Annotated in this window: 17 protein-coding genes; 8 read left to right on the top strand and 9 right to left on the bottom strand. The window is 68.8% G+C overall.

The features are described 5' to 3' along the window. Positions 1-51 precede the first annotated feature (51 nt). Positions 52-357, bottom strand: a complete 306-nt coding sequence (locus JRI60_RS25510) for a hypothetical protein (protein WP_239470722.1) — start codon at positions 355-357, stop codon at positions 52-54. Between the two features lie 267 nt (positions 358-624). Here JRI60_RS25510 and JRI60_RS25505 point away from each other — a divergent pair, with 267 nt between their 5' ends. The 3 genes from JRI60_RS25505 (at position 625) to JRI60_RS25495 (ending at position 2,642) form a co-directional block, all read left to right on the top strand. After that, a complete protein-coding gene (locus JRI60_RS25505; protein WP_204228482.1) occupies positions 625-1,053 on the top strand; it encodes a hypothetical protein in 429 nt (142 codons plus the stop codon). A gap of 37 nt (positions 1,054-1,090) precedes the next feature. Then, entirely contained in the window at positions 1,091-1,642 is a 552-nt protein-coding gene (locus JRI60_RS25500) for an antibiotic biosynthesis monooxygenase family protein (RefSeq protein ID WP_204228481.1), read from the top strand. A 67-nt stretch (positions 1,643-1,709) separates the two neighbouring features. Beyond that, positions 1,710-2,642, top strand: coding sequence for a polysaccharide deacetylase family protein (locus JRI60_RS25495; RefSeq protein WP_204228480.1), 933 nt, complete (start codon positions 1,710-1,712; stop codon positions 2,640-2,642). A 23-nt stretch (positions 2,643-2,665) separates the two neighbouring features. Here the strand turns inward: JRI60_RS25495 and JRI60_RS25490 are convergent, their stop codons facing one another. The 3 genes from JRI60_RS25490 to JRI60_RS25480 are packed head-to-tail and all read right to left on the bottom strand — an operon-like array spanning position 2,666 to position 6,698. Next, the gene (locus JRI60_RS25490; protein WP_204228479.1) at positions 2,666-3,172 is read right to left on the bottom strand and encodes a hypothetical protein; all 507 of its coding nucleotides are present in this window, start codon (positions 3,170-3,172) and stop codon (positions 2,666-2,668) included. Then, positions 3,169-5,928, bottom strand: a complete 2,760-nt coding sequence (locus JRI60_RS25485; protein WP_204228478.1) for a phosphoenolpyruvate synthase — start codon at positions 5,926-5,928, stop codon at positions 3,169-3,171. The genes JRI60_RS25490 and JRI60_RS25485 overlap by 4 nt, the downstream gene beginning before the upstream one ends. After that, positions 5,925-6,698, bottom strand: coding sequence for a TetR/AcrR family transcriptional regulator (locus tag JRI60_RS25480; RefSeq protein WP_204228477.1), 774 nt, complete (start codon positions 6,696-6,698; stop codon positions 5,925-5,927). Before JRI60_RS25480 ends, JRI60_RS25485 begins: the two co-directional genes overlap by 4 nt. Before the next feature lie 248 nt (positions 6,699-6,946). On the opposite strand from JRI60_RS25480, the gene ercA reads away from it, so the two are divergent. Then, positions 6,947-8,110 (top strand): alcohol dehydrogenase-like regulatory protein ErcA, encoded by a 1,164-nt coding sequence (gene ercA, locus JRI60_RS25475; protein WP_204228476.1) that lies wholly within the window; start codon positions 6,947-6,949, stop codon positions 8,108-8,110. Beyond that, positions 8,094-9,359 carry a PAS domain-containing sensor histidine kinase gene (locus JRI60_RS25470; protein ID WP_204228475.1) on the top strand — a complete coding sequence of 422 codons (1,266 nt, stop codon included), beginning with the start codon at positions 8,094-8,096 and terminating at the stop codon, positions 9,357-9,359. Before ercA ends, JRI60_RS25470 begins: the two co-directional genes overlap by 17 nt. On the opposite strand, the gene JRI60_RS25465 is transcribed toward JRI60_RS25470, so the two are convergent. After that, positions 9,314-9,589, bottom strand: coding sequence for a hypothetical protein (locus JRI60_RS25465; RefSeq protein WP_204228474.1), 276 nt, complete (start codon positions 9,587-9,589; stop codon positions 9,314-9,316). The genes JRI60_RS25470 and JRI60_RS25465 overlap by 46 nt on opposite strands. Positions 9,590-9,796: 207 nt before the next feature. Then, positions 9,797-16,360, bottom strand: a complete 6,564-nt coding sequence (locus JRI60_RS25460) for an IPT/TIG domain-containing protein (RefSeq protein WP_204228473.1) — start codon at positions 16,358-16,360, stop codon at positions 9,797-9,799. Positions 16,361-16,549: 189 nt separating this feature from the next. On the opposite strand from JRI60_RS25460, the gene JRI60_RS25455 reads away from it, so the two are divergent. Beyond that, positions 16,550-17,443: an alpha/beta fold hydrolase gene (locus JRI60_RS25455; RefSeq protein ID WP_204228472.1), complete on the top strand. Its 894-nt coding sequence runs from the start codon at positions 16,550-16,552 to the stop codon at positions 17,441-17,443. Positions 17,444-17,515: 72 nt separating this feature from the next. Here the strand turns inward: JRI60_RS25455 and JRI60_RS25450 are convergent, their stop codons facing one another. Then, positions 17,516-18,427: a LysR family transcriptional regulator gene (locus tag JRI60_RS25450; protein WP_204228471.1), complete on the bottom strand. Its 912-nt coding sequence runs from the start codon at positions 18,425-18,427 to the stop codon at positions 17,516-17,518. A 119-nt stretch (positions 18,428-18,546) separates the two neighbouring features. Here JRI60_RS25450 and JRI60_RS25445 point away from each other — a divergent pair, with 119 nt between their 5' ends. Continuing rightward, positions 18,547-19,974, top strand: a complete 1,428-nt coding sequence (locus tag JRI60_RS25445; RefSeq protein ID WP_204228470.1) for an aldehyde dehydrogenase family protein — start codon at positions 18,547-18,549, stop codon at positions 19,972-19,974. Between the two features lie 42 nt (positions 19,975-20,016). On the opposite strand, the gene JRI60_RS25440 is transcribed toward JRI60_RS25445, so the two are convergent. Then, entirely contained in the window at positions 20,017-20,934 is a 918-nt protein-coding gene (locus tag JRI60_RS25440; protein ID WP_204228469.1) for a LysR family transcriptional regulator, read from the bottom strand. A 100-nt stretch (positions 20,935-21,034) separates the two neighbouring features. Between JRI60_RS25440 and JRI60_RS25435 the strand changes: the two genes are divergently transcribed. Beyond that, the gene (locus JRI60_RS25435) at positions 21,035-21,820 is read left to right on the top strand and encodes an NAD(P)H-dependent oxidoreductase (protein WP_204228468.1); all 786 of its coding nucleotides are present in this window, start codon (positions 21,035-21,037) and stop codon (positions 21,818-21,820) included. Positions 21,821-21,863: 43 nt separating this feature from the next. Here JRI60_RS25435 and JRI60_RS25430 read toward each other — a convergent pair whose 3' ends face one another. Then, a complete protein-coding gene (locus tag JRI60_RS25430; RefSeq protein WP_204228467.1) occupies positions 21,864-22,730 on the bottom strand; it encodes a LysR family transcriptional regulator in 867 nt (288 codons plus the stop codon). Positions 22,731-22,792: the final 62 nt, after the last annotated feature.

Genomic DNA, 22,792 nt, shown 5'->3' with positions numbered 1-22,792 from the left:
GGCGCTTTCACCTCTGCCTCTCCGCCGACCACTCCTACGACATGTGACACCTCAGAAGGCGGTGAAGCTCGCGTATTCGCCTGGCTGGAACGACCTCAGCGTGCCGAGCGCGATCGGCTGTCCGCTGCAGTCGTCGGTCCGGTACGCGATCACGTTGTTGACGTTGCTCCACCCGACGAGAGTGTGGGCGGTGGCCGGGAACGGCGTGCACTCGCCGTCGGGAGCGGGGAAGTTCGCCACGGGGGTCATGAACTCGTCGCCGTAGAACGTCAGGCCCGTCTCCCAGTTGGTTGCGGGGGCGGCGGATGCGGCATCCGGTGGGACGGCGAGGCCCGCGGCGGTGGCGACGGCGGTCAAGGCAAGAGCAGCACGAAGAGCGGTTCTGCGCATACTGACGTCCTCCCAAGACATCAATGTCAATGGCTTGAATCATGACGTGAATGACTTCAAGCCGCAATCCAAAGCTCGTTTCAAGAACAGACTCGTGTTCCCGGGCCGGGCTCCAACTTTTGATAGATTAAGAAGCAACAGCAATGACTCTCTGAACTTCGATTGGGCCCGCGGAGTCGGGTAACAGTTTCGAGCCCCCAGGGTGTTGAAGCAGGACACGCTGGAGGCGAAACCATGGACGCACCACAGAAGCTCGGGCCGGAGGCGAACGGTACGGGCCGTCGTTTCCCGGGCCTGCGACGAACGGTCATCGTCTGCGGGATCCTGCTCACCGCGGGGCTCGCGGCGGCCCACACGGTCTGGCCCGAGGCGCCTTCCGGCAATCCCCTGGTGCGATACGCGCTCGAGCCGTCGGCGAGGTTCGGCTTCACCGGTCGCGTCGAGGAGCGCCTGCCCGCCGGCTCCTATCTCTATCTCCGTGTACGGGATCCGGCCGGTGCGCGGCACTGGGTCGCCACGCTGACCTCCACCGCCTCGGCGGCGGATGAGATCCAGGTGCGGATCTTCGCGCGCTCCGAGGACTTCCACTCCAAGCGTCTGGGCCGCGACTTCTCCCCGCTCCTGTTCGGCACCGTCCGGGCCGCGGCGCCCGCCACTCGCTGACTTCCCGCAGTCCCCTTCCACTCCAAGGAGTCACATCATGAAGCGCACCCTCGCGGCAGCTCTCCTCTCCTTCTCCGTTGCCGCGTGTGGCGGCTTGGTGTCCCCGCCACCCCCTGAGACATCACCCGAGGTCCCCAGTGACGACGGCTGCGCGCACGGCACGATGGAGCCCGACTTCCAATCCAGTCCCCTGATGGGCCCAGGGGTCGACGCCCAGGGCAAGCTCGTGCCCGGTACCTACATCATGAGCAGCACCTACCTGCGCATGAGGCACACAGAGGAAGCCCAAGCGGAGTTCCAGCAACTCATGGACCCCATCGACCAGAGCCTCCAGCAGCAACCGGGGCTCGTGGCGATCCAGTTCAGTCAATCCACGCGCTGCAACACGAAACGCACGCTCACCGTCTGGAAGGACGAAGAAGCGATGTACCAGTTCGTCGGCGGCCCCGCGCACGCGCAGGCCATCGCTCGCGTGAGCGTGGTGAGCCGCGGCGGCAGCATCGTGACGAGCTGGCAGGACGACGAGCGAGGGGCGCGCTGGGAGAAGGCGCTCGAACAGCTCGCCTCGGAGACGGGTCCTACCTATTGATTGGCCGTGGTGGCTCGAGTGAGTGGGCTTTCGAAGCCCAGCACGTAATACTCCGCGGCGTTACCACTTGAAAAAGGAACCCGGCGTGCGATCTCTAAAACTCATGGCTGCCACTGTGCTGGCATTCGCCGCGCTGACCGCGCAGGCACAATCCGTTGCCTTTACCTTCGACGATGGCCCGCATGTCAGCGACGGCCCGCGCATGAACGCGCAGCAGCGCAACAAGTCCATGCTGGACGCGCTGGCAAAGCACCGCGTGAAGGCCGCATTGTTCGTCACGGCGGGCAACGGCGCGAATACCGAGGCCGGACTGGCGCTGGCGCGGGCGTGGGGCGAGGCGGGACATGCCATCGGCAACCACACGATGACGCATCCCGACCTGAATCAGGTGACGCTGGAGGAGTACCAGCGTCAGATCCTCGACTGCGACCGCATCATCAGCGGCCTGCCCGGCTACCAGAAGTGGTTCCGCTTCACCTTCCTGCGCGAAGGGAATACGCCGGAGAAGCGCGACGGCATGCGCGGCTTCCTGGCGCAGCAGGGTTACCGCAACGCCTATGTCAGCCTCGACACGAGCGACTGGCGGCTCAATGACAAGCTGGTGGAGGTGCTGCAGAAGAATCCGTCCGCTGATGTGAGCGCGATTCGCGAGGCCTACCTGAGCCACATCCGCCAGCGCGCCCTCGCCTACCGCGCGCTGTCGCAGAAGTTGCAGGGCCGCGATATCGCGCAGGTGATCCTCCTGCACCACAACCTGATCAACGCGATGTGGCTGGGCGATGTGATCGCGATGTTCAAGGAGATGGGCTGGACGATTACCACGCCGCAGGCGGCATTCGCGGACCCGGTCTACCAGCTCGTGCCGGACCGGCCGGTGGCAGGACAAAGCCTGCTGTTGTCGATGTCCCGGGTGCTTGGCCTCGGCAAGTTCGAGGGATGGGAGAGGCTGGTGGATGATGGAGATTTCGAGATCGCGGCGCTGACCGCAAAAGGGATGTAATCCAGCCTGCCGCCGCTCTCGACTCAGGTGCGTCCCATGAGGGCTGGCCCGAGCGCATGGGCCAGCAGCCCGGCCACGGGGGGAAGCAGGAGAGAGATCAACAGCCTCAGTCCGGTCAGCCGGCCACCATACATGGCGACCTCCATCGGCAGGCGGATGAAGGACAGCAGGGAGAGCGAGGTCAGGTAGGTGACGACGACGCCGAGCCCCGCCCCGGAGCGTACCAGGGCCGCGGCCAGCGGCATGCCGATGGGTCCACCTCCGGGGGTGAGCGCGCCCGCCACCCACGCCACCGCGATTCCCCGCAGACCCGCTTCGTCGGACAGCCAGTGCGCCACCAGCTCGCGTGGCAGCAGCACCTGCACGAAGCCGGTGAGCACGAAGACCACCACCAGCAGGGGCAGCAGCGTCACGCTCTCCCGCCCTCCCCGCTTCAGCCCCTCGGACACCAGCGGCCAGCCGCCTCGCCATGCCGCCAGCCCCACCACTCCCAGCAGCAACACGCCCATGATGATCAGCGCGGTCTTCACGGTGCACCTCCGTCCAGCAGCTCCACGAAGCCGCGAGTCCCCTCCACGCGGATGCGCTGGCCGGTGCGGATGCGCTGCGTGGCGCCCGTCACGCTGACCACGGCCGGGATGCCGTACTCGCGGGCCACGACCGAGCCGTGCGTCATGAGCCCTCCCACTTCCGTCACCAGTCCGGCCGCGTGCACGAACAGGGGCGTCCAGCCGGGGTCCGTATGCGGTGCCACGAGGATCTCACCCGCGTGGAGCACCTCACTCGCCGGGTCGAGCACCACGCGGGCCACTCCTTCCACCACTCCGGCGGAGGCCGCCGTCCCGGACAAGGCACCCGGGGGCAGGTCCACGCGGGCCGCCAGCGAGGGAATCTCTCCATCGCTCGCCATCACGAACGGCGGCGAGCGTCTGGCGTCGCGCCGGAGTGTCGCTCGCCGCTCCTCGGCGAGGGGGCGCAGATCGGGCGCCGGGGAGGCCTCGAGCGCGGCGATCAACTCCTCGAAGCGGAACAGGTACACATCGTCCACCCTCGCGAGCGCCCCGCGCTGCACCAAAAGGGCTCCGGCCTCACGCACCGAGTCGCGCACGAGATCCAGGACGCGGACGAGCAGGAACTTGGGGTGTTCTCGCAGCCCCATGCCCGCCCGGACCACGCGCACCAACCGGCGAGCCAGCGCCGCTCGCAGCCCTCCGGTCAAACCGCGCCGCGATGCGGCGCACAGGCGCTCGCTGGTGGCTTCGGCCTTGGCGGCCAGCGCCGCGTGGTGGGCCCGGTGCTCGCCCGCGGAACGGTGGGCCGGAGCTGACCCGATGCCTCCGACGATGGCCGCGATGAGCGGCGCGGGGTCGTCCTTGTAACGAGGCCGGGACAGATCGATCTCTCCGGGCCCGCGCATGCCATAACGATCGATGAAGGCCCTCCAGGCCTCGAGGAATCCGGGCCCGCCCTCCACGTCGCGAGCGGCGGCCAGGGCCTCGGTGGCGGGACGGCTTCGCAGCAACTCCGCCAGTGCCGGATGAGGACGCACCCGGTCCGCCAGGTCGCCCACGGCCAGGTCCATCTCGGTGGTGATGTTGCCGGGCAGGCCTCGCTCCAGCGCGGAGAGGTCCTCCTGCGTACCGATGAGCACCCCCCGCTGGACCAGCCTGTGAAGGAGACGGTCCCCGATGACCCCCACGGCGATGTTCGGGGCCAGGACGTAGATGACGCGGGAGAAGAGCTCCGAGAGCACGCGCCGCGCCTCGCGCAGCCGCGCCTCGCCCGGAGCCACCGCCGCGAGCCGGGCACGCGCCTCGGCGATCCGCGCTTCGCTGAAGGCCTCGACGCCGGGCAGGAGCCGGTCGGGATTCACGGCGATCAGCCGGGCCAGGACCCGGGCCATGATGGGGAGGAAGAAGCGGCCGAAGGCCCTCATCGAGGTCCGTCCCCTGCTCGCGCCGCGCTGAAAGGCGGGCCGGCTGGCCAACGTCTCCAGGCCCTGGCCCACGTTCTCGTAGATGTGACCGAGAACGCCTCCAATCACCCGCCGCAGGACGGGATGGCGCAGCACGGATGTCAGGTCAACGAAGAGCCGGCTGCCCGCGAGGGCAAGGGCCCGGGTCTCGCTGGGAGCATCCCCCGAGCCCGTCGGTGGCCTGCCGAACGGGATCATCAGCTGCCACACCTGGACGGCGAGCGGCGGCATGGGGTCCGTCATCATCTGGATGTGGCCGAAGCTGGCGTAGACGTGCAGGCCCTCGTCGTCGGGGGCGGGCTCGGGCAGCGGGTAGAGGCTCGTGATGGGCCGGGTCTGGACCACGTAGAGCCGTCCCGCCTCGATGCACCACTCGATGTCCTGCGGTTTTCCGTAGTGCGTCTCGATCCGCACGCCCAACGCGACCAGCTCCCGCAGGGCCGCGTCATCCAGGGCCCGGGCGCGGCGAGTGGCTTCGGGCAGACGCTCCTCCCAGGTTCCGCCCTCGGGCCTGGGGCGGATGGCGAGGGCCTTGTCGCCGACCCGGACCTCCAGAACCTCCCCCGTCTCCTTGTCCACCTTGTAGAGGTCGGCGTTGATGAGCCCGCTGACGAGCGCCTCGCCCAGGCCGAAGCCGGCATCGATGGAGACGGTGCCCCGCCGCCCGGTGATGGGATCGGCGGTGAAGAGGATGCCGGACACCTCGGGCAGCACCATGCGCTGGATGACGACGCTCAGCCTGACGCCGTGGTGTCCGAAGCCGCTCCGGGCCCGGTACAGCACGGCGCGATCGGTGAACAGCGACACCCAGCACCGCCGGACCGCGTCGAGCAGGGCCTCGGCCCCGCGGATGTTGAGATAGGTGTCCTGCTGGCCCGCGAAGCTGGCATCCGGGAGATCCTCCGCCGTGGCGCTGGAGCGCACCGCCCAGCAGGCCTCGGTTCCCAGCTCCCTCCAGGTGGCGAGCACCGCGTCGGCCACGGCCGGGGGAATGGGCGCGCGGCCGAGCGCGGCGCGAGTGGACTCGGCGGCACGGCGGGCCGCCTCCACATCCTTCCCATCCAGCGCCTCCAACTGTGCGTACAGCGCCTGGAGCTCCCCGCATCCGGCCAGGAACGCATCGAAGGCGGCCGTGGTGACACAGAAGCCGGGAGGCACCGGGAACCCGGCGCGGGCCATCTCGCCCAGGTTGGCCCCCTTGCCCCCCACGCGGGGGAGATCCGCCGCGGAGATGCGCTCGAAGGGGAGGATCAGCGGCTCCATGCCCGTGCTCCGCGAGGCGGTGAGGTGGGTGGGTTCAACGGCGCTCATGGGGTTCTCCGAGCCTTCTTGGACGCGACGCCGTCCAGGAACACATGGGTGATGAAACGAGCGGTCGCCTCGGGGTCTGGCGGGGGCTGACCCTCCAGCAGCGGGCCCACGAAGGATGCGAAGAGCATTCCGGCGAACGCCAGGGCCATGCGCCCGGGGTCATCGGGCCCGAGCGCTCCGCTGGCGGCATAGGACTCCAGCAGCCGGGCGAGGGTCGTCCGGGCACGTATCGGGGAGGCGTTCAGGAGGTCCGCCCATTGCCCACCGCGCATCTTCTCCAGGAGCGCGAGCTTGAGCAGATCGAGATCCTCCGCCACGTAACGCATCACGGTCACGGCGACGCGCTCCAGGTCGGCGCGCAGGTCGCCGGTGGGACTCAGGGCCGCCTCCTGCATCGCGCGGCGCGGGCCGAGGTGACTGGCGAACGCGGTGATGAGCCCCTGCTTGTCTCCGAACTGGCGGTAGACCGTGGCGGGGCCCACTCCGGCCTCGCGTGCGACATCCTCGAGCGTGGCCGCCTCGAAGCCGGCCCGGGTGAACACCACGCGGCACGCCGCCAGGATGCGGTCCCTCACATCGACTCGCCTGCCGACCTCCATCCCCTGCTCGGAGAGCGTGGCGAGCACGGCTTCGCGGCTGCCGGCCTGCCGGTACAGCGTGGCGCGAGACAGCCCTGACTCCCGCGCCAGGTCATCCATGGTGAACCCATCCGGCCCATGGAGGGCGACCAGGCGGGCGGCGGCTTCAATGATGTTCTCGGGCAGTGGCATGGCGTATCGAGACGCTACGAGAGATACATATCTCCCTCGTATCACGCCGTCAATACAGACTGAGAGATGTCTCTCTCACGCCGTATCAAGTCGATGGAGCCGCGAGGCATGAGGCCTTGCGCATCACTCTTTCTTGGGTCCACTCGCCCCCCTGACAGGTTCTACCCAGGGGGCAACGGCCGACTCTACATTTACTGGAAGGGGGGTTGCTTGCCCCATGCCGGACCGGGCAACCCGTCATTGGTCTCATGACGACACCGAGTACAGAGCTCCGAAAGTTCGTCGCGCCCGAGATCGTCTACGGCCCGGGTGCGAGGAAGCTGGCCGGCCGCTATGCGCGCAACCTTGGCGCGACCCGGGTCCTCGTCGTGTCCGATCCCGGCGTGGTCCTGGCGGGCTGGCCTCGGGACGCCCTCGCGTCACTGGAGCAAGAGGGGGTGCGCTACCACCTCTTCGCGGACGTGAGCCCCAACCCCCGCGCCCAAGAGGTACATCGAGGAGTCCAGGTCTACCAGCAAGAGCACTGTGATGCCCTCGTGGCGGTCGGGGGCGGAAGCCCCATGGACTGTGCGAAGGGGATTGGCATCGTCCTGGCCAACAAGGAGGACATCCTCACGTTCGAGGGCGTGGATCGGATCACCAGTCCCATCCCTCCGCTCGTCTGCGTCCCGACAACCGCGGGGAGCTCGGCGGATGTCTCCCAGTTCGCGATCATCACGGACACCGAGCGCCGTCTGAAGGTCTCCATCATCAGCAAGGCGATCGTCCCCGATATCTCGCTCGTCGACTACGACACCACGAGGACGCTCACCCCCTTTCTCATCGCCTGCTGCGGCATGGACGCCTTCGTGCACGGAATCGAGGCCTTCGTCTCGAATGCCCACTCGACACTCACGGATGTGTATGCGCTCGCGGCGATCTCGCTCATCTGGAACAACCTGCCAGCGGCCATGGAGAGCCCTCTCCATGAGGCCGCTCGCCATCAGTTGATGGAAGGCAGCCTCGAGGCCGGGCTCGCCTTTTCGAACACCTCGCTCGGTGCCGTGCATGCCATGGCCCACGCCATGGGAGGGCTCATCGACAACCCTCACGGCGAAGCAAACACCCTCCTCATCGACCATGTCGTGGCCTTCAACTACGAGGCAGCACCCGAGCGCTTCGACCTCATCGCGGAGAAGCTGGGGCTCGAGCCCGCCAGACTCGCGCCGAGCAGACGCAAGGAGGCCCTTCTCACCGCCATCCGGCAACTCAAGCACGGCTCGGGCCTCGCCCAGAGGCTGCGGGACAAGGGAATCTCACGCTCCGATATTCCCTTCCTCGCCCGGAATGCCCTCGCGGACCCGTGCATGGCAACGAACCCACGTCGCTTGACACTCCGCGACGTGGAGGTGCTGTATGAACAAGCCTTTTGATGAAGCGCCTGAAGAGCCCGTGACCTGGGAGGCTCTGCGAGACGCCATCATCGGGCTCGGCGAGCGCTCGATTCGCAAGAGCTACTACGGCGCGCTACAGGAGCACCTCACGGAACTTGCTCGCTTCCGGACGCTGCTCGACGAGACCCGGGAGGCCATCATCGTCACGGAGTTGCCCACCCTCCGAGTCGTGGATGCCAACCGGAAGGGGCTGTGGATGCTCGGTGTCTCCAGCACCGCTCAGCTCTGCCAGCCGCTCGAGTCCTTCTTCGCTTCGGACGAGTGGTGCGTGCTCGAGGCGTGCGTCCACCCGAGCGAGAGGGAGCCCAGAGCGGGCCCGGGGCTGCTGTCGCTCCAGCGAGAGGGCGAGGAACGGGTGCTCGAGCTCTCCCTCCGCCAGGATACGTTCGGCCAGCGCCAATACCTGGTCATCATCGCCCGCGATGTCACGGAGCGGATGAGAATCGAGCAGGCGCTCCGTGCGGCGAAGGAGGAGGCGGAGGCAGCGGCGCGAGCGAAGGCTCAGTTCCTCGGCATCGCGTCCCATGAGCTTCGCACTCCCCTCACCTCCCTGCTGCTCCTGCTTCAGCAGGGGGCCCGGCGGACCGGGCAGGATGCCCGCGGAGGCGAGCTGTTCAACCGGATGCTCCGCCTGGCCCGTCGGCTCGCCGTCCTGGTCGAGGATCTGCTCGAGGTCTCCCGCCTCGAGCACGATCAGATCGTCATGAGGCCCACGCACATCGATCTGCGAGCGCTCGTGGCCGATGTGGTGGCGGACTTCCGCGCCCGTGCGCCCGACCGGCATTTCAGTCTTCGACTGCCTTCGGAACCGGCGTACGTCGAGGCGGACACCACCCGCGTCGTGCAGGTGCTCTCGAATCTCCTGGAGAACGCTGACAAGTACTCACTCGAAGGAGCACCCGTCGAGGTCCGTCTCGAGAGGATGGAAGGGATTGCTCGCGTGCGGGTGCGCGACCAGGGGCCGGAAATCCCCGAGGAGCAACGTGCCCTGCTCTTCACGCCATTCGGGCGCCTGAGGGAAGTGGGACAGGACTCTCCGGGGCTCGGACTGGGTCTCTACATTTCCCGCCAGCTCGCCGAGCTCCAGGGAGGACAGCTGCGTCTGGAGCCGGCGGATGGTCGAGGCACGACCTTCACCTTCTCCCTGCCACTCGTCTCCAGACCGGACCGCGGGGATGCTGCTCAGGTCGCTGGCTCGAGCCTGAGCCCCAGGGACTGCGGCGCATAGCCGGGTGAGCAGCAGTCGCACTTCGTCCGCTCTCGCTGGGGCACATTCACTTCAAGGTGAACCGGCTGGAAGCCTTCCGCCTGGACGTCGAAGACATACTGGCCCGGCCCCGTGCCGATGAAGCAGGAGATTGCATCCGGCCCGACGCGGTTGCACGAAGGGGCCTCCACTCCCGTCACGGTGATGTCGGGAAGTACCCGTCCAGCGGGTGACTTCACGACGAGCGACACGGGCGGGGTGTATACGGCCAGACAGGCTATTTCCCGGCAGACCCCGTCGACGGGGTCCTCGGCACAGGCGGACAGCATCAGCAATGCAAGCAGAGAGAGGATTCTCGATGTCATGTTCAGCGGGAATGCAGAATGCGTACCCGCCCGTCCGATGGGCCTTCGCGCCAATCTGGCTCTAGAGAGTCGCCTCGGAAATCAATGGAGGTGTCAGAATCTTGAGACGGTGGCCTTGAGTGGATTCCGTCGCAGCCGCAGCGCCAGGCCGAGCAGGAGGAACGGCGCGACCCCCGGCAGGCCAGGGACTCCCGCGCAACCTCCACACCCCCCGCCCTCCTCCTCGCCCTCCCCCTCATCCGGCCGCGGCTCCTCCGTATAGGTGAAGCCCCCCGCCAGACGGCCGTCGGCCCCACCCGGGTTGAGGACGAACACATCCACTGTCCCCGGCGTGGCGCGGGGAGGTGTGGTGGCCGTGAGGGAAGTCGAGCTGGCCACGACGACATTCGTGGCATCCACCCCTCCGAGCATCACTCGGGCGTCGGGGGCGAAGTTGAGGCCTCGAATGGTGATGACGGTGCCCCCCTTCGTGGAGCCGGTGTTGGGGCTGACGGAGGAGACCGTCGGGGGCCCGTCCACCTCGTAGAGGAAACCTCCCGCCTGGACTGCCCGACCCCCGCCCGGGTTGATGACCTCCACGTCCACCCGACCCGGCTCGTGGGCCGGCGAGAGGGTACTGATGGAGGTGCCGCTCACCACGAGCACCGAGGTGGCCGCCACGCCTCCGAAGCGCACGGTGGCGCCCGGCACGAAGCCCGAGCCCCGCAGGGTGACCGCCGTGCCGCCCCTGGACGGGCCCGCGGCCGGCGAGATGGAGGAGAGGACCGGGAGAGGCGCCGCCTCATAGGTGAACGCCCCGGACAACGTCGCCCCCTGCCCATCCGGATTGGTCACGGTGACGTCCACTCGTCCCGCCGCGTGGGCCGGCGTGGTGGCCGTGAGGGAGCTCGGGCTCGCCACCTCCACCACCGGGGCCGCCACACCCCCGAACGTCACGCGGGCTCCCGGAACGAAACCGCTGCCGCTGAGCGTCACCATCGTCCCGCCGTTGCCCGAGCCGCTCCCCGGAGAGAGCCCCACGAGCGTGGGGGCCGGAGCCGCCTCGTACGTGAAGCCCCCGAGCAGGGAGCCCTCCTGCCCATCGGTGTTGCGCACCACCACATCCACATTGCCCGGCGCGTGCGGCGGCAGGATCGCGGAGAGCGAGGTGTCACTGGTGACGGTGACGCCGCTGGCCACCTCACCGCCGAAGCGCACCGAGGCCCCCGGGCCAAAGCCGGTCCCCGTGACGGTCACCCGCGCTCCTCCCGTCGAGAGGCCACTGCCCGGAGCCACCGAGAGGACAGTGGGCGGAGGCGGCACGTCGTAGGTGAAGGCCCCCGCCAGGGTGGCGCCCTGCCCGTCCGCGTTGCGCACCACCACGTCCACCCTGCCCGGCGCGTGCGCGGGCGTGGTCGCGGAGAGGGACGTCGCGCTGGTCACGCTCACCTCCGTGGCCGCGACATCCCCGAGGAGCACCTGGGCCCCCGGCGCGAAGTGGGTACCGGTGAGGGTGACGCGCGTGCCTCCCGTGGCGGGACCATGCCCCGGGTTGATGGCGGCCAGGGTCGGCGCCGGCGCGAGCTCGTACGTGTAGGATCCGGGCAGCGTGGCCAGTTGCCCATCGGGGTTCCTCACCACCACGTCCACCGTGCCCGCCGCCCGAGCGCTCGTGGTCGCGGTGAGGGTGTTGGAGGCCTCCCACGTCACCTCGGTGGCGCTCGCTCCGCCGATCAACACCGTGGCACCCGGTACGAAGTTGCTCCCCGTGAGCGTGACGCGCGTCCCGCCGGTGCTCGGGCCCCTTCCGGGGCTGATGCCCGAGACTCCCGGCGCGGGAGCCGCGACGTACGTGAAGCCGTTCGCCAGGGTGCCGGTCTGCCCGTCGGGATTCCTCACCACCACGTCCACCCTCCCCGGCGCATGCGCGGGCGTGGTCGCGGCGAGCGACGTGGCATCGTTCACGTACACCTCCGTGGCCGGCACCCCGCCGACGAGCACCGTGATGCCCGGGACGAAGTACCTGCCAGTGAGGAAGATCCGCGTGCCACCGTTGGAGGTGCCCTCGATGGGGCCGAGCCCCGTCACCTCCGGCGCCGGGGACAGGCTGTAGGTGAAGGAAGCACCGAGCGTGGCCGTCTGCCCATCCGGGTTGCGCACCACCACGTCCACCCTCCCCGGCGCATGCGCGGGCGTGAGCCCGGTGAGGGTGGTGGAATCGACCACGGTGACGCTCGTCGCGCTGACGCCGCCCATGCTCACGGTGGCTCCGGGCGCGAAGTCTCCGCCGCGCAGGGTGAAGGACTCTCCACCCGAGGACACGCCGGTGTTCGGGCTCACGAACGTGAGGTACGGCCCCCGCGAGGCAACGTACGTGAAGCCACCACCCCGCGTGGCCGACTGCCCGTCCGCGTTCTCCACCTGCACGTCCACGAGGCCCGGGGCATGCACCGGCGTGAAGGCCGAGAGCGAGGTGTCACCGAGGACGGATACGCCCTCGGCCTCCGCCCCACCGAAGCGCACCTTCACTCCGGTCCGGAAGCCCGAGCCGGAGATCGTCACGCGTTGGCCCCCGTTGCTCTCGCCGGAATCCGGGGTGACGGAGGAGATCGTCGGCGGCGCCAGGTAGGTGAACCCCTTGGCGAGCACCGCGGACTGCTCGTCCGGGTTGATGACCGCCACGTCCACGACCCCCGCGGCGTGCGCCGGAGCCGTGGCGGTGAGGGTGTTGGCACTGACGACGGTCACATCGGTGGCCTCGACGGAGCCCAGGGTCACCCGGGCCCCCGCCACGAAGTTCGAGCCCGTGAGCGTGAGCGCACTCCCCCCTCGCGTCGGCCCGGAGCCCGGAGCGACGCCCGTGAGCACCGGCGCGGGGGCCTTCTCATACGTGAAGCCCCCGCCCAGGGTGGCGCGGCTCCCGCTCGGGTTGGAGACCACCACGTCCACCACCCCCACCGCGTGCGCCGGAGCCGTGGCGGTGAGGTGCTCGCCATCCGCCACGGTGACCCCGCTCGCCGCCACCCCACCGAAGGACACCGTGGCACCCGGCTCGAAGCCCGAGCCGGTGAGGCCCACCCGCGTCCCTCCGGTGGAGGGGCCGGACGACGGGCTGATGCCCGTGATGCGCGGCGGCGGCGCCAGCTCGAAGTTGATCCACGCCGCTCCCGTGGCACAGCGCACCTGGAGGAACCCGGACGCCGAGGACTCCGGCACGACGACCTGCATCCGCGTCCCCGTATTGGAGAGGACCCTGGCTCCACTGGTGAGGCCGGGGAAGAGGGCCTGGCACCCGGACAGGTTCGTGCCGGACAGCTCGACGGTGGCGCCCACCGCGGCTCGGGCGGGGCTGATGCCGGTGAGCGACACGGCGCTCCCGGAGTCGATGATGAGGCTGGCCGAGGAGGTGGCGCTGCCCTGGGTGTTCACCACGGTGATGGGACCGGTGGTGGCTCCCGGAGGCACCACGACGAACAGCCGCGTGTCACTCCCGGTGTACGAGAAGAGCTCCGACTTCACCCCGTTGAAACGGACCTCGGTGAGGCCGGTGAAGCTGGAGCCTTCGAGCAGCACCTCCGTACCGGGGCCGGCCCGGGCCGGGGCGAAGCCGGTGAGGGTGGGCGCGTTCACGGCCTGGACGGTGAAGATCTCCGTCGAGACCGCACTGCCACCGTTCGTCATGAGCGAGATGGGACCCGAGCGCCCACCCCAGGGGATGGTGACGACGACCTGCGTGTCACCGAGGACCTTGTAGGAGCCCCCCCTGCTCCCCCCCGTCACGCCCGCCCAATACGTACTGGCGAGGCCCGTACCGGTGATCGTCACCTGGGTGCCGGGCGGGCCGCTCGTGGGCGAGATGCGGGAGATGACCGGTCCCGGCACTACCGTGAAAGGCAGGCTCGACGTGGCGGTGCCCAGAGAGTTCCGCACCGAGATGGGACCCGAGGTCGCTCCCTCGGGTACCCAGAGATAGAGGACCCCGTCGGAGCCCATCGAGAACCGGGCTGGGGTGCCATTGAGGCGCACCTGGGTGGTCCCGGTGAAGCAGCCACCCCGCACCGTGATGGTCACGCCATTCGGCCCACCGGAGTCCGGAGAGAACCCGGTGATGAAGGGCGCACAGCCGCTCACCACGGAGAAGTCCACGGAAGTCAGGGAGTTGCCCGCCGCTCCGTGGAGCGTCACGGGCCCGGAGAGCGCTCCGCCCGGCACGTCGGCGGTCATCTGGGTATCGCTCAGCACCTCGATCCGGGAGGAGGAGACGCCTCCGAAGCGCACGGTGCTGGTGCCGGTGAAGCCCGTGCCGGTGAGCGTCACCCGGGTCCCGACCGGGCCACTCGTCGGTGAGAGGCCCGTAACGGCCGGCGGTGGGAGGACCGTGAAGGAGGTGCTGGACGTGGCGCTGCCCACCGAGTTGGTGACCTGGATGGGCCCGCTCGTGGCTCCGGGCGGCACCTGGACGGTCAACGCGCCATCAGCGGAGGGGGAGAAATACCTCGCCGGGATGCCATTGAAGCTCACCCGCGTGGTGCCGGTGAACCCCGAGCCGTAGAGATAGACGATCGTTTCGACGCCGCCCGCCGAAGGGCTGATGCTCGTGAGGGTGGGCGCGCTGTTGGCATCCACGACGAACTCGCGATCGGAGTAGCTGACAGACCCGGAGATGAGGGTGATGCTCCCGGTGATCGCCCCGAGAGGGACGATGAGCTTCATCTCGGTGTCGCTGACCACCATGAAGGTGGCGTCCCGTGACGGCGAGAACCACGCCCGGCGGACCCGGGTGAAACCGGTGCCGGTGAGCGTCACCGTGGTGCCGATGGTGCCACGCGCGGGAGTGAAGCCGGTGATGGCCGGCATCGAGAGCACGGTGAAGGGCGTGCTCGAGGTGACCGCCCCCGCGCTGGTGACGATCCGGATGGGGCCGGTGCTGGCACCGGCTGGCACGGACGCACGCAGCCGCCCATCGCTCGTGAGGGAGACGGATGACGCCGGGACTCCGTTGAACTCGACCCGGCTCACCCCGGTGAAGTACGACCCATCGATGATGACGTCGGTGCCCACGTCACCGCTCGCCGGGGAGAACCGGGCGAGGGTGGGCGCGGCGCTGCCGAGCACCGTGAAGCTCTCCGTGGAGGTGAGCCACTGCCCCCCCACGGAGACCACCAGCTGCCCCGACTCGGCTCCTGCCGGAACGATGGCGGTCAGTTGGGTGGCACTCACCACGGTGGCGTCCGCGTACTCTCCCCCGAACCGCACGGACGGGGACCCCGCGAAGCCGCTGCCGGTGAGCGTCACCACGGTCCCCACCGCGCCGCTCGCGGGGCTGAACCCGGTGAGCGTGGGCGTCGCCATGACGGTGAAAGGGGGCGAACCCACCTGCCCCTTCGTGTTCACCACGCGGATGGACCCACTGGTGGCACCGCTCGGAACGTTGACATAGAGGCGCGAGTCGCCACTGAGCGAGAAGTTCGTCGCGGGAGTGCCGTTGAAGCTGACCTCCGTGGTCCCGGTGAAGTTGGCGCCATCGAGGGTGACGCTGGTGCCGACCCAGCCGGAATTCGGAGAGAAGCTGCTCAGGGTGGGGCTGCCACCGCTCTGCACGGAGAAGCTGGAGTCGGAGGTGGCCTGTCCGCCCGGAGCGTCGACGCGGAAGGTTCCGCTCAGGGTTCCGGTCCGGACGGTGACGGTGAGCTGGGTATCGCTTTTGGGGGTGACGGTCAGCGTGGTGTTCCCCAGGCGGACGTCCGTGGCACCGGTGAAGCCACTGCCGTTCAGGGTGACGACCGTACCGACAGGGCCGGACGTGGGACTGAAGCCGGTGATGCGAGGGGCGGGCAGGACGGTGAAGTCGGACGAGGAACTCCCCACTCCCTGCGAGTTGTACACACGGAGACGACCGGTGGTCGCGCCCGTGGGGACGTAGACGTAGAGGCTGGTGTCGCTCTCCACGTAGACGGAGGAGACATCGGTCCCGTTGAAGCTCACCGCGGTGGCTCCCGTGAAGCCCGTCCCGGTGAGGGTGACGCGCTTGTCCTTGCCCGCGGAGGCCGGGCTGAAGGACGTGAGGGTGGGCACGGCGCTGCTGAGCACGGTGAAGATACCAAAGGAGGTGTACCCGCCCGGCGCGTCCACCCGCAGCTCTCCGGTCGTCGCGCCCGGTGGAACCGTGGCGGTGATTCGGGTGTTGTCGACCACCGTGAAGGAGGTGGCGTCGACCCCATCGAAGGTGACATCCGTCGCGCCCGCCAGGTTGTTGCCGGTGAGGGTGACCGTGGTGCCGGCGGTTCCATACCGCGGCGAGAAACCGGTGGGCTCCGGCTCTGGAAGCACCGTGAAGGAGGTCGAGGAGCTCACCGAGCCCGCGTCCGTGACGAGGGTGATGGGCCCGGAGGAAGCCCCATCGGGCACATCCGCCGACACCCTCGTGTCGCTGTAGACCGTGAATTCGGCGGCCACGCCGTTGAAGCGCACCACCCTCGTCCCGGTGAGGCCGGTACCGGTCAGGGTGATGGTGGTCCACCCGGCCTCACCACTCGTCGGGCTGAAGCTCGTGAAGGTCGGAGCGGCCAGTTCCTGACGAGCCTCTCTCCGAGCTGCATCCGAGACCGGACGCGCATCCCCACATCCCCCCAACACCAGCGCCGAGACCACCAGGAAGAATCCCCAGAACCGTGACATGCCGTCGTGCTCCTCCGCGAGGGATGCGCATCCTCGGGGTTCCACGGAGGAAGGTCCAGGGCCAGCATCGAGGTGGGCGGCGGCATCTTCGAGCATCTCTTCGGCGTTGACATGTCACGCGGCGACCGCAATCTGGCCACTTCCGGCGGACCGTGGCGCTTCCGTCTCCCGCCGGCAAAGGACAGCCAGATGAACAGCATGAGAATGGGGTCATGGATATTGGGTGTTCTCGCCGCGGTGCTCTTCCTCGGAGCGGCTCCAGCCACGGCACAGGTTCCCACCCGAGACGTCTGGGTCGAGCAGGAGGGGCTCTCGTTCCACGGCGTGTACTGGAATCACGGCAAGAAGAAGACGATCATCTACATCCCCGGGTACGGCGACCCGGGCACCACCGGTGATTCGATCTTCCACCGGGACCTGTTCGCGGACTACGCCGTCCTCTCCATCGATCCGCTCAATCAGGGACAGTCGGACCACGCCATCAGGGCCGACCTCGTCGACCTGATGAACAAGGTCATCCTCGCCTTCATGAACCAGGAGGGGATTCACAACGCGTATCTGGCGGGACACTCCGCCGGTGCGCTGCAGGCGCTGGCCTTCGAGCAGGCGCATCCGACCCGGGCACTCAACAAGGTGGTGCTCCTCGATGACGGGCAGATCTCGCTGGGCCAGGTTCCGCCCATCCAGTTCCTCCCGGACAACGTCTTCGGCTTGCCGGCCGGACCCTACAGCGTGCTCCAGATCGAGGCCCTGTTCTTCGATCCCTCCTCCTCGAGCATGACGTATGACGAGTACATCACCGGGCTCACGGCCTACACCCAGTTCGATGTGACGGAGACCTGGCCGGCGGTGAAGAAGGCGCTGCTCCTCACCCGCGACTTCAGCCTGCCCACGATTCCGCCCTCCCTGGGTGTCGACGCGAGCGCCGCGGACTCGGCCTTCCAGCAGGCCGCGATGGCGTTCGCGTGCAACGTCAAGCATGCAAGGTGGATCGAGCTCGCCGGGGCCACCCACAACATGTGGAGGGAGCCAGCCTCGTCCGACGCCGCCGCCGCGCACATCGCCAGGTTCTTGCGCCCGTAACAGGATTTGAACCCGCGCCCCTGGGTCTCGAATCCAGGGGCACGGCCCCTCCCCAACACCTGCTCGAGTGGCTCAGCGCGCCGCGCGGCGACCGATGTTCTTCTCGCGGATCAGCTCCACCAGCGCCTTCAATCCCGCCGGTACGTACCGGTGCCTGGGGTAATACAGGCGAAGGCCTGGAAAGGAGGGGCACCAGTCGTCCAGCACGGTCACCAGGTGGCCACTGGCCAGGTCATCGGCGATGTGCCACTCGGACAGGAACGCCAGGCCGATCCCCGCGCGGGCGGCCTGGCGCACGGTGTGCTGATCGTTGAGGGCCACCCGCGGCGGTAGATCGATCTCCAGTGCCTCGCCGCGGCGCTCCAATTCCCAGCGATACAGACCGCCATGCGACAGACGCATGCGGATGGCGGCGTGGCCGGTCAGGTCGTCCGGCACCCGCGGCTTGCCGTGTTCCGCGAAATAAGCGGGTGAGCCGACGACAACCATGCGCAGGTCCTCGCTGAGCGGCACGGAGACCATGTCCCGCGGCACCGCTTCGGCCAGGCGGATGCCGGCGTCGAAACCGTCGGCGACGATGTCGATCATCCGCTCCTCGCTGACGATGTCCAGATTCACCTGCGGATAGCGGTGCAGGTATTCGAGCAACAGGGGCTCGAAGATCATCCGCACCGCGTCCCTCGGCGCGTTGATTCGCAGCGTGCCGGCCGGGGCTTCGGGCTGGCTGTTGATGTCCTCGTTGGCACCGCGGATCTCCGCCACCGCCGGAGCAATGCGCTGCACGTAGCGCTGGCCGGCCTCGGTCAACGCCACGCTGCGGGTGGTGCGGTGAAACAGGCGCGCCCGCAGCCGCGCCTCCAGCCCAGCGACCGCGCTGCTGACCGCCGAGGTGGACATGCCCAGTTGCCTGGCGGCGGCGCGGAAGCTGCCGAGACGGGCGACGGCGAGCACGGTCTCCAGTTCGATCAGTCCTGAGCGGTGCATGGGATTGTCCTGATTTTCAGGATGGCCCTTGCAGAATACACCTGCTTGTCGGGATGGTCAGCCACCCACAGACTGGATTTCGACGGGTACCAAGCCCGGCCTTCACCGGAGTCCTTTCTATGGAACGCATCGACCAGATCTACATCGACGGCGCCTTCGTCACCCCGCATGGCGACGAATGGTTCAACCTGTTCAACCCCGCCACCGAGGAGGTGATCGGTCAGGTGCGACTGGCCGATGCCGAGGACGCGCGTCGCGCCATCGACGCGGCCAGACGTGCCTTCCCGGCGTTCTCACGCACGACCCGGGCCGAGCGCATCGCGATGCTCGAGCGCATGCGGGCGGCGGTGGCCGCGTGCGAGGACGAGCTGTTCGAGGCCATCGTCAGCGAGTACGGCGCGCCGGTGTCGCGCGCCCGCTGGATGGCGAGCCATGCCCACCAGGTGATCGGCGAAATGATCGAGGTGCTGGCGCGGTACGACTTCGAGCGCCAGGCGGGGGCCGCGCGGGTGGTGATGCAGCCGATGGGCGTGGCCGGCCTGATCACTCCCTGGAACAACGACGCCGGCTTCATCTGCGGCAAACTGGCCACCGCGCTGGCCGCCGGTTGCACCGCGGTGCTCAAGCCCAGTGAGATGAGCGCGCTCCAGACGCGCATCGTCACCCGGGCACTGCACGAGGCCCGCCTGCCGCCCGGTGTATTCAACATCGTCACCGGGCGTGGCGAGGTGGTGGGCGCGGAGCTCAGCGCCTCGCCGGACGTGGCCAAGATTTCGTTCACCGGCTCGACCGTGGTGGGCAAGACCATCCTTCGCGCCGGCGCGGAAACCCTGAAACGGGTGACGCTGGAGCTGGGCGGCAAGTCGCCCATGGTGGTGTTGGACGATGCCGACTTCGCCACCGCGGTACCACTGGCGGTGCAAGCCGGGTTCATGAACAGTGGACAGGCATGCATCGCCGGTACCCGCATCCTGGTGCCGGCGTCTCGACAGGCCGAGTTCGAATCGCTGCTCGCCCGCGAAGTGCACGCGACGAAGTCCGGCGACCCGCGCGACGCCGACACCGCCATCGGCCCGATGGTGAGCGCGAAACAGTGGGAGCGCGTGCAGCGCTACATCCGCCTGGGCATCAACGAAGGCGCGCGCCTGCTGGTCGGCGGCGAAGGCCGGCCCGAGGGCATGGAACGTGGCTGGTGCGTGAAACCCACCGTGTTCACCGGCGTGCGCAACGACATGACCATCGCGCGCGAGGAGATCTTCGGGCCGGTGTTGTCGCTCATCACCTACCGTGACGAGGACGAGGCGGTTGCCATCGCCAACGACACGACCTACGGCCTGCACGGCTACGTGGCCTCTGGCGATCCCCAGCGCGGCGCGCGAGTGGCCGCGCGGCTCGAGGCCGGCCGCGTACTGGTCAACACCCTCGCCCACGAGCCCAAGGCCCCGTTCGGCGGCTTCAAGCAGTCCGGCATCGGCCGCGAGAACGGCCCGTATGGACTGGAGGCCTACCTGGAACCGAAGGCCGTGGTGGTGGCAGCCGCTCGATGACGCGTTCGCCGCTCGAGGCCCCCGCCTGGGACGGCCCTCACCTCATGGCCCGCCGCGCTCGAGACCCGGGATCGTCGCGGCGGCGCTGACGAGATGGTCGACGAGCAGGCGCAGCCGGGTGGTCGCCCGCGCGCCGCGCACGGTGAGCAGGTGGATCGGCAGGGTCGCGAGCCGGTGGTGCGACAGGACGACGGACAGGTCGCCGCGCTCGACGAGGTCTGCGACGAGCCACCAATGCGCCACCGCCAGTCCGCGCCCGGCGAGCAGCGCCTCGCGGATCGCCAGCCCATGGTTGACCTCGAAGTCGCCCTGCAACCGGACGGTCACGGTGCCGCCGTCCCGGGCGGCGAACGCCAGTCGTGCGATGTCGGGCCGGCCGGCGAAGCGGATCGCGTTATGGCGGGCAAGGTCCTCGGGCCGGCGCGGCGTGCCATGGCGCGCCAGATAGGCCGGCGCGGCGACGACGACGCGCCGCGCCTCACCGAGCTTGCGCGCAACCAGGGCGCTATCGTGCAGGGTGCCGATGCGGATCGCGAGGTCGAAGCCGTCGCGCACGAGGTCGGCGCGTTCGTCTGTCAGGCTGAGATCGATGCTCACGCCCGGATGCTCCGCCTGGAAGGCCAGCAACCACCGGGTGACATGCAGGATACCGAACGCGGAGGAACAGGTGACACGCAGCCGTCCCGCCGCGGTGCCGACGGCGGCACGCGCCGCCTCGCCGGCGCGGTCGACGAGCTCGAGGATGCGCAGTGCTTCCTCGTAATAGCGGGTACCCGCCTCGGTGAGCGCGCTGTGCCGTGTCGTCCGATGGAGAAGCGGGGTCCCGACGCTTGCCTCGAGCGCGCTGAGGTGGCGGCTGATCGTCGATTGGCCGACGCCGAGCTCACGCGCGACCGCGCTGAGGCTGCCGCGCTCGACGACGCGGACGAAGGTCTGCAGATGCTGAAGCTCTGCCGTCATCTATCCCTTTTCCGGCAAACCATCATGCGTCCCATGCGAATAGCGGCAAAATGGCCGCCGGTCTACTTCAGTGCGGTCCACACTCCGAAAGAGGCCGCCCATGAACACGCTCATCGTCCTTGCTCACCCAGATCCCCACTCGCTCAATGCCGCGCTGGCGCGCCATGCGGCGGCGACGCTCGAGCGGGCCGGTCACTCGGTGCAGATCACCGATCTCTATCGCGCCGGCTGGTCGGCGGTGCTCGACCGCGGCGACTTCCCGCAGCTCGCCAAGGACGAGCGGCTGCGCCCTGTCGAGGCATCGCGCGTGGCCTATGCGACCGGCTGCCAGCCCCCTGACGTCACCGCGGAACAGGCCAGGCTGCGCTGGGCGGACCTGCTCATCCTCCAGTTCCCGATGTGGTGGTTCACCATGCCGGCGATCCTCAAGGGCTGGTTCGAGCGCGTCTATGCCTATGGCTTCGCCTACGGGGTCGGCGAGCATTCCGAGACACACTGGGGTGATCGCTACGGGGAGGGCATGCTCGTCGGCAAGCGGGCGATGCTGAGCGTCACGGTTGGCGGCTGGGCCTCGCACTACGGGCCGCGCGGGGTCAACGGGCCGATCGACGACCTCCTGTTCCCGATCAACCACGGGATGCTGTTCTACCCCGGCTTCGACGTGCTCCGGCCCTTCGTCGTCTACCGGGCCGACAAGCTCGATGCGGCCGGGTTCGATGCGGCCACATCGACGCTCGGGCGAAGGCTGGCGACGATCATGAGCGAGCCGCCCATTCCCTATCGGCGCCAGAATCATGGCGACTACAACATCCCGTCGCTCGAGCTTCGCGCGGGTCTTGGGACGGGGCGCTCGAGCTTCGCGCTGCATGTCGACGACGCGGACTGAGACCGCATAGGCCTGGGCCCATCGCCCGGTTCCCCCCACAGGGTCATGCGGGTCCACTCCTGGACCCGCGCAGGCGGGCGAGCAGTTCCACGACGGCCGGATGCACGGGCGCATGGGTTCTCTGCACCGCGTAGATCGTGTTCGTCAGCGCGGCCTTGCCCCAACCCACCACCCGCAGGGGGCGTTCCCTGGTGATGCAGAAGCCGGGGACGACAGCGACGCCCTGCCCGCGCGCCACCAGCTCCAGCACCTCCTCCAGCTCCTCGAAATGCGCGGTGCTGTACCAGCGTGGGTGGCGCCTGCCGAAGTGGTGACCGAGCCAGCGGCCCACCACATAGTCGCCCTCGTCGTACGTCACGAGCGGCACGTCCTGGAAGCCCGCCTGGGCGCGCAAGCGGCGGGCCCAGGCGGGCCCCGCCACGAGCACCAGCTTCTCCTCATACACAGGCTCCAGGACGAGGCGCGGGTGCACCGTGGCCCGGTAGGAGAAGCCCACGTCCACCTGTCCTTCGAGCACCCGGCGGAAGACCTCCTCGGCCGATGGATAGCGCAGTGTCAGCGCCCGCCGTAGCCGCTCCGATTCGAGCACCCTTGGGAACAGAACGTAGCGACCGAAGCCGGAGACCGCCGCGATCTCCAACGGCCGGTCCTCCTCGTCTCCCCGCAGCACGAGTTGCACATCACGGGCGAAGCCGCTGAGAAACCGGAAGAGCCGGTCCGCCATGGGCGTGGGGACGAGGCGCGCCGAGCGGCGCTCGAACAGCGGCGCGCCAACCGCCTCCTCCAGACGGCGCAATTGGTAGCTCACCGTGGGTTGGGTGCGGTGCAGGCGCGCCGAGGCCGCCGTGATGCTGCGCGCCTCGTAGACGATCACGAAGGTGCGTAGGAAGGGAAGCTCCGGGAAGTCCATCGAGCATTTCTATGATTCGGGCCCGGAACTATCAATTGGTGCCCGGGCAGGTTCGGTCGCAC

It is taken from the genome of Archangium violaceum (assembly GCF_016887565.1).
GTDB classification, from domain to species: Bacteria; Myxococcota; Myxococcia; order Myxococcales; family Myxococcaceae; genus Archangium; species Archangium violaceum_B.
This window is presented reverse-complemented; position numbering and strand designations above follow the sequence as displayed.